The 13,040-nt window shown below is 62.8% G+C and carries 11 protein-coding genes; 5 read left to right on the top strand and 6 right to left on the bottom strand.

All coding sequences use genetic code 11. From position 1 onward, the window contains the following. Position 1 precedes the first annotated feature (1 nt). Genes HV711_RS24205 through HV711_RS24195 form a run of 3 tightly spaced genes read right to left on the bottom strand, consistent with a single transcriptional unit; the run spans position 2 to position 2,856 of the window. Entirely contained in the window at positions 2-538 is a 537-nt protein-coding gene (locus HV711_RS24205) for a DUF5943 domain-containing protein (protein WP_035481020.1), read from the bottom strand. 53 nt (positions 539-591) lie between these two features. Beyond that, positions 592-1,563: a dipeptidase gene (locus HV711_RS24200; RefSeq protein WP_013592286.1), complete on the bottom strand. Its 972-nt coding sequence runs from the start codon at positions 1,561-1,563 to the stop codon at positions 592-594. Positions 1,564-1,581: 18 nt separating this feature from the next. Further along, entirely contained in the window at positions 1,582-2,856 is a 1,275-nt protein-coding gene (locus HV711_RS24195) for a serine hydroxymethyltransferase (RefSeq protein WP_014973419.1), read from the bottom strand. Between the two features lie 534 nt (positions 2,857-3,390). Here HV711_RS24195 and HV711_RS24190 point away from each other — a divergent pair. After that, positions 3,391-4,386, top strand: coding sequence for a GlxA family transcriptional regulator (locus tag HV711_RS24190; RefSeq protein ID WP_035481018.1), 996 nt, complete (start codon positions 3,391-3,393; stop codon positions 4,384-4,386). Between the two features lie 123 nt (positions 4,387-4,509). Here the strand turns inward: HV711_RS24190 and fdhA are convergent, their stop codons facing one another. After that, positions 4,510-5,709 carry a formaldehyde dehydrogenase, glutathione-independent gene (gene fdhA / locus HV711_RS24185; protein ID WP_013592283.1) on the bottom strand — a complete coding sequence of 400 codons (1,200 nt, stop codon included), beginning with the start codon at positions 5,707-5,709 and terminating at the stop codon, positions 4,510-4,512. Between the two features lie 220 nt (positions 5,710-5,929). Between fdhA and betI the strand changes: the two genes are divergently transcribed. The 4 genes from betI to ampC all read left to right on the top strand — a co-directional run bounded on the left by betI (position 5,930) and on the right by ampC (position 11,101). Continuing rightward, positions 5,930-6,517: a transcriptional regulator BetI gene (betI, locus tag HV711_RS24180; protein ID WP_013592282.1), complete on the top strand. Its 588-nt coding sequence runs from the start codon at positions 5,930-5,932 to the stop codon at positions 6,515-6,517. Positions 6,518-6,580: 63 nt separating this feature from the next. Next, positions 6,581-8,050 (top strand): betaine-aldehyde dehydrogenase, encoded by a 1,470-nt coding sequence (betB, locus tag HV711_RS24175; protein ID WP_035481015.1) that lies wholly within the window; start codon positions 6,581-6,583, stop codon positions 8,048-8,050. Positions 8,051-8,061: 11 nt separating this feature from the next. Further along, the gene (betA, locus tag HV711_RS24170) at positions 8,062-9,747 is read left to right on the top strand and encodes a choline dehydrogenase (RefSeq protein ID WP_035481013.1); all 1,686 of its coding nucleotides are present in this window, start codon (positions 8,062-8,064) and stop codon (positions 9,745-9,747) included. Positions 9,748-9,916: 169 nt separating this feature from the next. Next, entirely contained in the window at positions 9,917-11,101 is a 1,185-nt protein-coding gene (ampC, locus tag HV711_RS24165) for a class C beta-lactamase (protein ID WP_035481011.1), read from the top strand. Positions 11,102-11,178: 77 nt separating this feature from the next. On the opposite strand, the gene HV711_RS24160 is transcribed toward ampC, so the two are convergent. Together HV711_RS24160 and HV711_RS24155 are read right to left on the bottom strand one after the other, a co-directional pair. Beyond that, the gene (locus tag HV711_RS24160) at positions 11,179-12,597 is read right to left on the bottom strand and encodes an MFS transporter (protein WP_035481009.1); all 1,419 of its coding nucleotides are present in this window, start codon (positions 12,595-12,597) and stop codon (positions 11,179-11,181) included. 146 nt (positions 12,598-12,743) lie between these two features. Then, positions 12,744-13,007, bottom strand: coding sequence for a hypothetical protein (locus HV711_RS24155; protein ID WP_035481007.1), 264 nt, complete (start codon positions 13,005-13,007; stop codon positions 12,744-12,746). Positions 13,008-13,040 lie beyond the last annotated feature (33 nt).

Genomic DNA, 13,040 nt, shown 5'->3' with positions numbered 1-13,040 from the left:
GTCATGCGGCGAGCGGCGACACTTCGAACACGCAATGCTCGTGGCCTTCGGCCGCGCAGCGCGCTTCCCGCGATTTCGACGGCGGCCCCTTGCGCGAAGCATCGGGCGCCGTGTCGTTGACCCAATCCATTGCGCCCGCGAACCAGCCTGCGAACATGTAGCAGAGCTTGCCGACCTTGCCCGGTTGCGCGAGCACGAACGACGAATGATGCAGTTCGATACGCGCATGCGACGTGGACGGATCGGCTTCGCTGATCGTAAAGATGCCCCAGCCGCGCTGCGACAGGCGCTTCAGGTAATGCTCGAATACGGCCATGCCGGCAATGCCGTGCTGCTTCGCTTCCTTGTCGCACCAGAAATACGCCGACTTGTAGCCGGCCTTGTAGAGAATCTCGGCATACGCGTCGATGCCGAGGGCTTCTTCGACGGCGGTGTGGTTGTTGGTGAAGAAATGACGCGGCACGTAGAGCATGGGCAGCGCGTCGGTCGTCCAGACGCCGGTGTTCGGATCGACGTCGATAGGCAGTTGGGGTTGCATGTGGAAACTCCGCTTTTTATAGGGTGATGTCGTTTGCTGAATGACGGTGACGGTCAGACCTTCCACACTTCGCCGAATACCCGCACCCAGTTCTCGCCCATGATTTTCCTGATGCGCGTCTCGCTCCAGCCGGCACGCTCCATCGCGGCGGTCAGGTTCGGAAACTCGCCGATGGTGCGAATGCCTTCGGGATTCACGACCTTGCCGAAGTTCGTCAACTGGCGATAACGGCCCTTGTCGTGCGTGATCCAGTCGAAGAACTCGGTGCTGTAACCTTGCGTGAAGTCGGTGCCGATGCCGACCTGATCTTCGCCAATCAGATCGACCACATATTCGATGGCCTCGATATAGTCTTCCACCGTCGCGTCCGCGCCGCGCTTAAGAAACGGCGCAAACATCGTCACGCCGACAAAGCCGCCTGCATCTGCAATCTCTTTCAGTTGCTCGTCGCTCTTGTTGCGCGGATGCTCTTTCAGACCCGAGGGGCAGCAGTGCGAATAGCACACCGGCTTTTTCGAAGCTGCAATTGCTTCGGACGACGTCTTGCCGCCCACATGCGAAAGATCGACCATGATGCCGACGCGGTTCATTTCCTGAATCACTTCGCGGCCATAACCCGACAGGCCGCCGTCGCGCTCATAGCAACCGGTGCCGACGAGGTTCTGCGTGTTGTAGCAAAGCTGCACCACGTTCACGCCGAGATCCTTGAACGCCTCGATATAGCCGAGGTTGTCTTCGAATGCATGCGCATTCTGGAAGCCGAAAATAATGCCCGTCTTGTTCTCTTTCTTCGCGCGGTAGATGTCGTCGGTCGTGCGCACGAGCGTGAGGATCTCGCCATATTCGCGGATCTGCTGCTTCATCTCGGCAATATTGTCGACCGTCTTCTGGAAGCTCTCCCAGACCGACACCGTGCAGTTCACTGCGGTCACGCCGCCCTTGCGCATGTCTTCGAACACCGAGCGCTCGAACTTCGAAATGTTCAAACCGTCGATGATGATGCTGTTGTCGTGCAGATTGCTCATCGTTTGCTCCAGGCGTTCTCAGTAGATGGGGAAGCGCTCGCACAGCGCGAAGATTTCGCGGCGCACGCGTTGTTCAGTGGCCGCATGGCCTTCGGGGTGATCGCGCAGCGCATCGAGCACGTCCACGATCAGACGGCCCACGTCGCGGAATTCGTTCACGCCGAAGCCGCGCGTCGTGCCCGCCGGCGTGCCGAGGCGCACGCCCGAGGTGACCGTCGGCTTTTCGGTGTCGAACGGAATGCCGTTCTTGTTGCAGGTGATGCCCGCGCGCTCCAGCGCCTGCTCGACCTGATTGCCCTTGAGACCCTTCGGCCGCAGATCGACCAGCAACAGATGGTTGTCGGTGCCGCCTGTCACCAGATCCACGCCGCCTGCCTTCAGCACCTCGCCGAGGGCCTGCGCGTTCGCGAGCACGCTGTCGATATACGTCTTGAACGACGGTTGCAGCGCCTCGCCGAACGCAACCGCCTTGCCCGCGATGACATGCATCAGCGGGCCGCCTTGCAGGCCGGGGAACACCGCGGAGTTGATCTTCTTGGCAATCTCTTCGTCATTCGTCAGCACAAAGCCGCCGCGCGGGCCGCGCAACGTCTTGTGCGTGGTCGAGGTGACCACGTGCGCATGCTCGACCGGATTCGCGTGACGTCCCGCCGCGATCACGCCGGCGATGTGAGCCATGTCCACCATCAGCTTCGCGCCGACGCTGTCGGCAATTGCACGCAGACGCTTGAAATCCAGCGCGCGCGGATACGCGGAAAAGCCGGCGATCAGCAACGCGGGTTTGTGCTGCTGCGCGAGTTCCTCGATCTGCTCGTAGTCGATCAGCATCGTGTCGCGATTCACACCGTACTGCACCGCGTTGAACCACTTGCCCGAGAGCGCCGGCTTCGCGCCGTGGGTGAGGTGGCCGCCCGCGTCGAGCGACATGCCGAGTACCGTGTCGCCCGGCTTCACGAGGGCGAGCATCACCGCGCCGTTTGCCTGCGCGCCGGAATGCGGCTGCACGTTGGCGAACTTTGCGTTGAACAGTTGCTTGATACGATCGAGCGCGAGCGTTTCGATTTCGTCGACATATTCGCAACCGCCGTAGTAGCGCTTGCCCGGATAGCCTTCCGCATACTTGTTGGTCAGAACCGAGCCTTGCGCTTCGAGCACCGCGCGCGAGACGATGTTTTCCGACGCGATCAGCTCGACTTGCGACTGCTGGCGCTCGAGCTCTTTCAAAATGGCGCCGCGCACCGCCGCATCCCGCGCGGTCAGCGATTCTTCGAAGAAAGGATTCGGGTTCGACATGGAAGGTCCGTGGAGTCGTTGACGTTAGGCGCCGGAAGCGTTGCTGGGCCTTTGTTTCTGCCCTGCCGCCGCCGGATTGCGTACGTCTATTCTTGACGCTTGCATCGCGCGTCAATTTATGAATTCAGACGCGTTCTTTACCTTTTCCGCCATAGGCGACCTTTTTCGACAAGTCGGCTCTAGGAGTTGCTCGCGAGCGGCGGGCAGCAGGCGGGTGGCATTTCGTTCAAGGTGTCGATTTGTACCGCTGGTGGGCGATAGAGGCGGTGTCGCACGATCGTTCGCTTTGGCCGCGCGTGCCGCTGTATGGCGCTGCATGCTGCACTGCAACTGAACGCAATGCGCGCTTGCGGTGCGGCTATCCGCGGCAGCCGCGCCCTTCTGGTGCCGTTTCTCCGAGGCATAACACGGAAGCCGCCGGCAACCGAGGGTTTAGCCTGATGGCACGGTAGTTGCCCTAGTCCTCAAAATTACATTAGTCGCTGCGCCCCACAGCGGCGCGACACTATAGATTCGAAGGAATCACCCCTCATCATGTCCACCGATCGCACGGCGTCACTGTCGCATTTCGCCTTCATGCCCGTTCCGAACTTCACGATGATCGCGTTCACCAACGCTATCGAAGTGCTGCGCATGGCGAACTACCTGACGGGACAAACGCTTTACCGCTGGTCGATCGTGAGCCCCGACGGCGGGCCGGTCACCGCAAGCAATGGACTATCGGTCGACACGGGTCCAGTCGAATGCGTCGGTCAGCCCGACATCGTCTTCGTGATCGGCGGCATCGACGTGCAGCGCGCGACCACGCCCGCGCATCTGTCGGCATTGCGCCGCTTCGCGCGCATGGGTTGCATGCTCGGCAGCCTCTGCACCGGCACCTATGCGCTCGCGCGTGCCGGTCTGCTCGCGGGCTATGCGTGCGCGATCCACTGGGAAAACATGTCGGCGCTCAAGGAAGAGTTCCCCGACACGCGTTTTCTGAAAGAGCTGTTCGTGATCGACCGCGACCGTGTGACGTGCACGGGCGGCGTGGCACCGCTCGACATGATGCTGAATCTGATCGCACCGCGAGTCGGCACCGCACGCGTCACACAGATCGCCGAGCAGTTCATCGTCGAGCATGTGCGCGACACCAGCGCGCAGCAGAAGATGCCGCTCGTCGCGCGACTCGGCTCGGCGAACAAGTCGCTCTTCGAAGTGATCTCGCTGATGGAGAACAACATCGAAGAACCGCTGTCGCGCGAGGAACTGGCGCGGCTTGCCGGCATGTCGCAACGGCAGTTGCAGCGCCTCTTTCGCGAGCATCTCGGCATGACGCCGACGCACTACTATCTGACGCTGCGTTTGCGGCGCGCGCGCGAACTGCTGCTGCAGACCGACATGTCGATCATGAACATCACGATGGCGTGCGGCTTCCAGTCGGCCTGCCACTTTTCAAAGAGCTATCGCGATGCATTCGGCACTGCGCCCACGCGCGAACGCCGCAAGCAGGCGCCCTCGCTGTCTTCTGCGCCGGTGATGGCGGCCTGAAAGAACCGGCTCCTAAAGCACAGAGCGCCGAAAGCGTTTTCGCCGCCAGCAAGTAAAAAAACGCGTTGAACGGGCTTCCGTTCAACGCGTTTCTCGTTGGATGCGGCTAACTCGCCGCCGGGCTCACGCCGCCTTCAGCAGACCATGCGGATCGATGACGAATTTGCGCGGTGCGCCGCCGTCGAACTGGCGATAGCCGTCCGGCGCCTGATCGAGCGACACCACCGTCACGTTCACGATGTCCGCAATCGGCAAACGGTCCCACAAGATCGCCTGCATCAGGTTGTGGTTGTACTTCATGACCGGCGTCTGGCCCGTATGGAACGAGTGCGACTTTGCCCAGCCGAGACCGAAGCGGATGCTCAGGCTGCCCTTGCGCGCCGCGGCGTCGACGGCGCCCGGATCGTCGGTCACATAGAGGCCGGGAATGCCGATCGCGCCCGCGGCACGCGTGATTTCCATCAGCGAGTTGAGCACCGTGGCCGGCGCTTCCTCATGCGAGCCGCTGCTGCCGTGGCCATGCGCTTCGAAGCCCACGCAGTCCACCGCGCAATCCACCTCCGGCTTGCCGAGAATCTGCTCAATCTGCTCACCCAGCGTCGCATCTTTCGAAAGATCGACAGTCTCGAAGCCCATCTTGCGAGCATGCGCGAGGCGTGCCTCGTTCATGTCGCCGACGATCGTGCACGCTGCGCCCAACAGGCGCGCCGACGCCGCCGCGGCCATGCCGACCGGTCCCGCACCTGCGATGTACACCGTCGAACCCGGCTTGACGCCCGCCATTACCGCGCCGTGATAACCGGTCGGCAGAATGTCGGACAGACACGTGAGATCGCGAATTTTCGCCATCGCCTGCTCGCGGTCGGGAAACTTCAGCAGATTGAAGTCGGCATACGGCACCATCACATACTCGGCCTGGCCGCCGATCCAGCCGCCCATGTCCACGTAGCCATAAGCGCCGCCCGCGCGCGACGGGTTCACGTTCAGGCATACGCCCGTGTGCTGCGACTTGCAGGTCGGGCAGCGTCCGCACGCCACGTTGAACGGGACCGAGACAAGGTCGCCGATGCTGAGCGTCTCCACGTCGCGGCCTACCTCGATCACCTCGCCAGTGATTTCGTGGCCGAGCACGAGGCCGACCTCGGCGGTCGTGCGACCGCGCACCATGTGCTGGTCCGAGCCGCAAATATTCGTGCTAACTACTTTAAGGATCACACCGTGGCCGATTGCGCGGCCACGTGGGTCGACCATCTTCGGATAGTCGATCGATTGCACTTCTACTTTGCCCTGCCCCAGATAGACGACGCCGCGATTGCTGCTCATTGAATGTCTCCATGTCTTGTGAGCGGTGGGCGGCCTGTGCGCCGCACGCCGTTCAACGAGCGTAGCGCCCAGGGCGGCAAATCACCTGCATCGAACGCGACACGGGTTTGGCTGGAACCGACATGTCCGTTCTCCGACGTTTTTTATTGATTGACCGTTCAATATAAAAAAACTACCATGCATCGATCGAAGCGAGTCGTCCAATCTTCACATCGACACCATGCCCAAGCTCGGAATGCGCGAAATCCGCCGCGCGCAGCTGATCGACGCAACGCTGCTCACCATTGACCAGACCGGCCTCGCCGGGGCTACGCTCGCGTCGGTGGCGCAACGCGCCAGCATTTCCACCGGCATTGTCAGCCACTATTTCGGCGACAAGGACGGCCTGCTCGAAGCCACTATGCGACACGTGTTGCGCGACTTGTGGCAGGCCACCTCGCGCCGGCGGCGCGCAGCCAAACCTGACCCGCGTTCGAAACTGCGCGCGGTGGTCGCGGCCAATTTCGATGCGGAACAAACGAGCGCGGCCGTCATGAAGACGTGGCTCGCGTTCTGGTCGGAGAGCATGCACAAACCGCAGCTGCGGCGGCTGCAGTACGTGAACACGCGCCGTCTGAACTCCAATCTGTGCGCGGACTTTTCGAAAGCGCTGCCGCGCGCGGCCGCCCGGCGCGCGGCCAGCGGTCTCGCGGCGTTGATCGACGGACTGTGGCTGCGCGGTGCGTTATCGGGCGAGCCGTTCGACACGAGAGCGGCGCTACGCGTGGCAAACGAATACATCGACCTGGTGCTGGCGGCGCGCGACTGAGCGGGCAACGTGCTGACGAGACAACACGCAACACCGGGCGATATTTTTACCAAGGAGCAAGTGATGGCCGTTTTCGCAACGCAACGTCTCTACATCGGCGGCGCTTATGTCGACGCGACCAGCGGTGAAACCTTCGACACCGTCGACCCCGCGACCGGCGAAACCCTCGCCGCCGTGCAGCAGGCCAGTGCCGCGGACGTCGATCGGGCGGTGCAATCCGCGCGCGACGGTCAGCGCGAATGGGCCGCGCTGACGGCGATGCAGCGCTCGCGAATCCTGCGCCGCGCGGTCGAGATTCTGCGCGAACGCAACGACGAACTCGCCGCGCTCGAAACGGGCGACACCGGCAAGCCGATTGCCGAAACGCTGGCGGTGGACATCGTCACGGGCGCGGACGTGATCGAGTATTACGCAGGACTCGCCACCGCGATAGAAGGCCAGCAGATTCCGCTGCGGCCGTCGTCGTTCGTGTACACGCGGCGCGAACCGCTCGGCGTATGCGCGGGCATCGGCGCATGGAATTATCCGATTCAGATCGCGTGCTGGAAGTCGGCGCCCGCGCTGGCCGCGGGCAACGCGATGATCTTCAAGCCGAGCGAAGTCACGCCGCTCACTGCGTTAAAACTGGCGGAGATCTATAGTCAAGCCGGCGTGCCGGCTGGCGTCTTCAACGTCGTGCAAGGTGACGGGCGCGTTGGCGCACTGCTGGCCGGACATCCGGACATCGAAAAGATTTCGTTCACGGGCGGCGTGGAAACGGGCAAGAAGGTGATGTCCATGGCGGGCGCGTCGTCCCTCAAAGAAGTGACGATGGAACTGGGCGGCAAGTCGCCGCTCGTCGTGTTCGACGACGCGAATCTCGAACGTGCCGCCGACATCGCGATGAGCGCCAACTTCTTCAGCTCGGGTCAGGTCTGCACGAACGGCACGCGCGTGTTCGTGCAGCGCAGCGTGCTCGAGCGTTTCGAGGCATTGGTGCTGGAACGCGTGAAGCGCATTCGCGTGGGCGCGCCGAGCGAGGCCGCGACCAACTTCGGCCCGCTCGTGAGTGCCGCGCAATTGCAGAAGGTGCTCGGCTACATCGAAAGCGGCATGCAGGAAGGCGCCCGTCTGATCGCTGGCGGCAAGCGTATGAGCGAAGGCCACTTCGCGCGCGGTCAATATGTCGAGCCCACCGTGTTCACCGGCTGTCGCGACGACATGCGCATCGTGCGCGAGGAAATCTTCGGGCCGGTCATGAGCATCCTCGTATTCGACGATGAAGAGGAAGTCATCGCGCGCGCGAATCGCACGGCCTATGGCCTTGCCGCAGGCATCGTCACCGAGAATCTGTCGCGCGCGCATCGCGTGATTCACGGGCTCGAGGCAGGCGTTTGCTGGATCAACACATGGGGCGAATCGCCCGCGGAAATGCCGGTGGGCGGGTACAAGCAATCCGGTGTGGGTCGCGAAAACGGCATCACCACCCTCGAGCACTACACACGCATCAAGTCCGTGCAGGTCGAGCTCGGTGCCTATCAACCGGTCTTCTGAGGAGCGCTGCGATGAGTTCGAACGAATACGACTACATCATCGTCGGTGCCGGTTCGGCGGGCAACGTGCTGGCATCGCGTCTCACTGAAGATGCCGACGTCACCGTGCTGCTGCTCGAAGCGGGCGGCCCCGATTACCGCTTCGATTTCCGCACGCAGATGCCTGCGGCCCTCGCCTACCCGTTGCAAGGGCGCCGCTACAACTGGGCCTATGAGACAGACCCCGAGCCGCATATGAACAACCGCCGCATGGAATGCGGCCGCGGCAAGGGGCTCGGCGGCTCGTCGCTGATCAACGGCATGTGCTATATCCGCGGCAATGCGCTCGATTACGACGGCTGGGCCGAGCGCCCGGGCCTCGAAAACTGGACCTATCTGGACTGCCTGCCGTATTTCCGCAAGGCCGAAACGCGCGACGTGGGCCCCAACGCCTATCACGGCGGCGATGGTCCCGTGCACGTGACCACGAGCAAACCCGGCAATAATCCCCTATTCGCCGCGATGGTCGAGGCCGGCGTGCAGGCCGGCTTTCCACGCACCGACGACCTGAACGGCTATCAGCAGGAAGGCTTCGGCCCGATGGATCGCACCGTGACGGCCAACGGCCGGCGCGCCAGCACCGCGCGGGGCTATCTGGATCGCGCCAAGGGGCGTGCGAACCTCACTATCGTCACGCATGCGCTGAGCGATCGCGTGCTGTTCTCGGGCAAACGCGCGGTAGGCGTCGCGTATCTGCATGGCGGCGCCACCGTCAATGCGCACGCGCGCCGCGAAGTGCTGGTATGCAGCGGCGCAATTGCCTCGCCGCAATTGCTGCAACGCTCGGGCGTGGGCCGCTCGACATGGTTGCGCGAGCTGGATATCCCGCTCGTGCACGATCTGCCGGGCGTCGGCGAAAACCTGCAGGATCACCTCGAGATGTACATCCAGTACGAATGCAAGGAGCCTGTCTCGCTCTACCCTGCACTGCAGTGGTGGAATCAGCCGGCCATCGGACTCGAATGGATGCTGAACGGCACGGGCATCGGCGCAAGCAATCAGTTCGAGGCGGGCGGTTTTATTCGCACACGCGACGACGATTTGTGGCCCAACATCCAGTATCACTTCCTGCCGGTCGCGATCAACTACAACGGCTCGAATGCAATCAAAATGCATGGCTTCCAGGCGCATGTCGGTTCCATGCGCTCGCCGAGCCGCGGCCGCGTGAAGCTCACGTCGCGCGACCCGGCGGCGCATCCGAGCATCCTTTTTAACTACATGGCTGATCTGCTCGACTGGCGCGAGTTCCGCGACGGCATTCGCATCACGCGCGAGATCATGCGGCAGCCGGCGCTCGACCGTTACCGTGGACGCGAGCTGAATCCGGGCGCCGAACTGACCACCGATGCACAACTCGACACTTTCGTACGGGCGCGCGCGGAGACGGCGTTTCACCCCTCGTGCTCGTGCAAGATGGGCTACGACGACATGGCCGTGGTCGACAACGAAGGGCGCGTGCACGGCATGCAGGGACTGCGCGTGGTCGACGCGTCCATCATGCCGCGCATCACCACCGGCAACCTGAACGCGCCGACCATCATGCTGGCCGAAAAAATCGCCGACCGGATTCGCCAACGCACGCCGCTGGCGCGTGTCGAAACGCCCTATTTCGTGGCCCATGGCGCGCCTTCAAGGAAGCGGGAACGAGCGACTGTTTAATCCTCCCACCCGCGCTAGCGCCTGGGCTTCCGCTCGCGCGGGGAATTCTCCCCGCCCATCAATTTTTCTTGTCCTTCCCGAAAGTTATCCTCGGTTGTCAGCGCTGCTCGAAGCGCAGATAGTGCTGCGTCAGCATATCCGTCGATAACCATGGAAGGAAAACGCTCGAATGAAGCTAAAAGCGATGAGCCTGATGGCGAGTGCCGTCGTTGCGCTCAGTGTGATCACGCCCGTAAGCCGGGCGGCAGACGACGCCGCGAACGATGCGACAGCCGCCATGAAATCCTTGGTGGACCCGGCAATAGAGCCGCTCATGGAAAGACACCACGTGCCTGGCATGGCGGTCGGTGTGATCGCTAACGGCAAGACGTACGTGTTCGACTATGGCGTCGCGTCGGCGGAAACGCGCCAGCCGGTCACGCAGCGCACGCTGTTCGAAATCGGCTCGATCAGCAAGACCTTCACGGCGACGCTCGCCGCTTATGCCCAGCTGAATGGCCAGTTGCATCTCACCGATGACACGCAACACTATCTGCCCTCGTTGCGAGGCAGTGCGTTCGGCAAGGTGAGCCTGCTGAACCTCGGCACGCACACGCCCGGTGGGCTTCCGCTCCAGGTGCCGGACAACATTCACGACAACGCCCAGCTGCTGCAGTATTTCCGGGCATGGAAGCCTGCGTATGCGCCCGGCACTTATCGCACGTATGCGAATCCCGGCATCGGCACACTCGGTTTGATTACGGCGAAGAGCATGGGCCAGGACTTTGCATCGCTGATCGAGCAGCGCATGTTTCCGGCGCTCGGCATGACGGGCAGCTACATCCACGTTCCCGCGGCAAACATATCCGACTACGCGCAAGGCTATACGAAAGACGGCGCGCCGATCCGCATGAAAGGCGGCGTTCTCGCCGACGAAGCCTATGGCGTGAGAACCACCGCGGCCGACATGGTCCGCTTCGTTCAGGCGAACATGAACCTGATCGGCGTGGACAGCCAGCTTCAGCGCGCGATCACGGCCACGCACACGGGCTACTACAAGGCGGGCGCGCTGACGCAGGACCTCATCTGGGAGCAGTACCCGTACCCCGTGACATTGAGCACCTTGCATGAGGGCAATGCACCCTCCATGGCCGTGACGCCGACACCTGCCACGGCCATCGAGCCGCCGCTACCGCCGCAGCAGAATGTGTGGATCAACAAGACTGGCTCGACGAACGGCTTCGGCGCCTATGTGGCCTTTATTCCTGGCAAACGCGTGGGCGTCGTACTGCTTGCCAACAAGAACTTCCCGATTGAGGACCGCGTGAGCGCAGCGTACCGCATCATGTCGGCTCTCGTTGCCGGCGGGCAGTAGCGGCAGCAGCTCCTCGTAGCGGATTCGCATTGCGTGCAGTAGCGCCGAACGGAACGCTGCTGCACGCCTCGGAATCGTCATTCGCGCGCCGGGCGCAGCGCGCCTTGTGCGTCGCTCTCGACCGCCTCGGACACGAGCGTCTCGAGAGCGAGCCCGCGAGTTTCGATGCCGAGAATCCAGACAGCCGCAGCCGCAATCACGAAGCACATGGCGCCGAGCGAAAATACGCCGCCTTGTCCGAACATCGGCAACACGACGCCCACCACATACGGTCCGATCAACGAACCCACGCGTCCGATCGCCGACGCAAAGCCGGAACCCGTTGCGCGCGCACCCGTTCCGTACAGCTCGGGCGTGTAGGTGTACAGCACCGCCCACATCGCAAACAGGAAGAACTGCATCGCGAGCCCTGCGCAGATCAGCAACGTGGGCGTTTGCGCATGCAGCGCGGTTTGTCCGTACACATAGACCATCACAGCGCTGCCCGCCAGCGACGCCACGCAGGTCGGCTTACGTCCCCAGCGTTCGACCAGCCACGCCGCGCAGATAAAGCCCGGAATACCGCCGAGAGAAATCAGCACCGTATACAGCACCGATTTCGTCACCGCAAAGCCCGCCTGCTGCATCAATGCGCCGAGCCACGAAGTCAGTCCGTAAAACCCGAGCAGCGCGAAGAACCACAACGTCCAGACCATGATGGTGCGGCGGCGGTACGCCGCGCTCCAGATCTCGCGAAACGCGCCGGCGCCCTTGGCCGCGACCGGTTCGGCGAGCATGACAGGCGCGCGCAAGTGAGTCAGCCGCGCGGCCTTCATCACCTTCGCTTCGACTTCGGCGAGAATGGTGTCGGCCTCACCGAGGCGCCCGCGATGTTCGAGCCAACGCGGCGATTCCGGCACGACGCGCCGCACGATCAGCACGAATACGGCCGGAATGGCGAGCAACGCGAACTCGGTGCGCCAGCCGAAGCTCGGCAGTACGAAGTACGACACTACGCCCGCCGTGATGAAACCGAGCGGCCAGAAGCCGTCCATCAGTGCGATCAGACGCCCGCGTGAAGAAGCGGGAACGAATTCCGACAGCAATGTCTGCGCAATCGGAAACTCCATGCCCATGCCGAAGCCCAGCAGTACGCGATAGAAAATCAGCGCTTCCACGCTGTGCGCGGTCGAGCATAGATACGACGCGACGCCCCACAGCACCATGCTCCACTGAAAAACCGGGCGACGTCCGAACCGATCTGCCAGCAGGCCCGCTACCGCTGCGCCCCCCACCATGCCGAAAAAGCTCGCACTCGCGACAAGCCCGGCTGTTGCAGTGGAAAGACCGAACTCGGTCTTGATCGAGCCCAGCACGAAGGTCATCGTGCCGAGATCGACAGAATCGAAGAAAAACGCAATGGCAATGATGATGAAGATGGTCCGGTGATAACCGGAGAACGGCAGACGCTCGAGTCGCGCGGCTGCACTGGCGCGAGGCTGAGAAGCGGTAGGCATGGCATCCCCTGAATGATGCGGCGGTGGCCGCGAGTGATATGCCGATCGGCTCATTAAGTAGACGCCGACATAAAGCTGCCACATAGAAGGAATACGCCATCCGGATGGAACGAGCGCGTCGTTCGTGCCAACGCGAAGTGCACGGACTATCGACGCAAGCGCGCCCGCGCAGCGCCGGCAATGCGCGCGAGCGCGTCCGTGCTCAGGCGCGCAGCAATCTTCTGCACATATTGATGATGCCGCTCCTGCAACGGCGCGCCGAGCTGCTGCGCGTGCAGATAGCGGATCAGCGCGATGCGCCGGTGCCGCAGCATCATGCTCTGATCGAGCAGCGCGAGCGCGGCATCGGCGTCGCGTTGCTGACACGCGCGCTCCGTGAGGCGCGCGGTAACGACACGGGTGGACTTCATGAGGGTCGCGCCGCGCAAAAGCCGCGAGCGGTG

Source organism: Paraburkholderia phenoliruptrix (genome assembly GCF_902859825.1).
Lineage (GTDB): Bacteria > Pseudomonadota > Gammaproteobacteria > Burkholderiales > Burkholderiaceae > Paraburkholderia > Paraburkholderia phenoliruptrix.
The sequence above is the reverse complement of the archived record's forward strand: the minus strand, read 5'-3'. Positions and strand labels throughout refer to the sequence as shown.

Excerpts from the sequence above, each read along its gene's own strand:
- HV711_RS24200 (WP_013592286.1), bottom strand. The coding sequence starts at position 1,563 with ATGAGCAATCTGCACGACAACAGCATCATCATCGACGGTTTGAACATT.
- fdhA (WP_013592283.1), bottom strand. The coding sequence starts at position 5,709 with ATGAGCAGCAATCGCGGCGTCGTCTATCTGGGGCAGGGCAAAGTAGAA.
- HV711_RS24155 (WP_035481007.1), bottom strand. The coding sequence starts at position 13,007 with ATGAAGTCCACCCGTGTCGTTACCGCGCGCCTCACGGAGCGCGCGTGT.
- HV711_RS24160 (WP_035481009.1), bottom strand. The coding sequence starts at position 12,597 with ATGCCTACCGCTTCTCAGCCTCGCGCCAGTGCAGCCGCGCGACTCGAG.
- ampC (WP_035481011.1), top strand. The coding sequence starts at position 9,917 with ATGAAGCTAAAAGCGATGAGCCTGATGGCGAGTGCCGTCGTTGCGCTC.
- HV711_RS24195 (WP_014973419.1), bottom strand. The coding sequence starts at position 2,856 with ATGTCGAACCCGAATCCTTTCTTCGAAGAATCGCTGACCGCGCGGGAT.
- betI (WP_013592282.1), top strand. The coding sequence starts at position 5,930 with ATGCCCAAGCTCGGAATGCGCGAAATCCGCCGCGCGCAGCTGATCGAC.
- HV711_RS24190 (WP_035481018.1), top strand. The coding sequence starts at position 3,391 with ATGTCCACCGATCGCACGGCGTCACTGTCGCATTTCGCCTTCATGCCC.
- betB (WP_035481015.1), top strand. The coding sequence starts at position 6,581 with ATGGCCGTTTTCGCAACGCAACGTCTCTACATCGGCGGCGCTTATGTC.
- betA (WP_035481013.1), top strand. The coding sequence starts at position 8,062 with ATGAGTTCGAACGAATACGACTACATCATCGTCGGTGCCGGTTCGGCG.
- HV711_RS24205 (WP_035481020.1), bottom strand. The coding sequence starts at position 538 with ATGCAACCCCAACTGCCTATCGACGTCGATCCGAACACCGGCGTCTGG.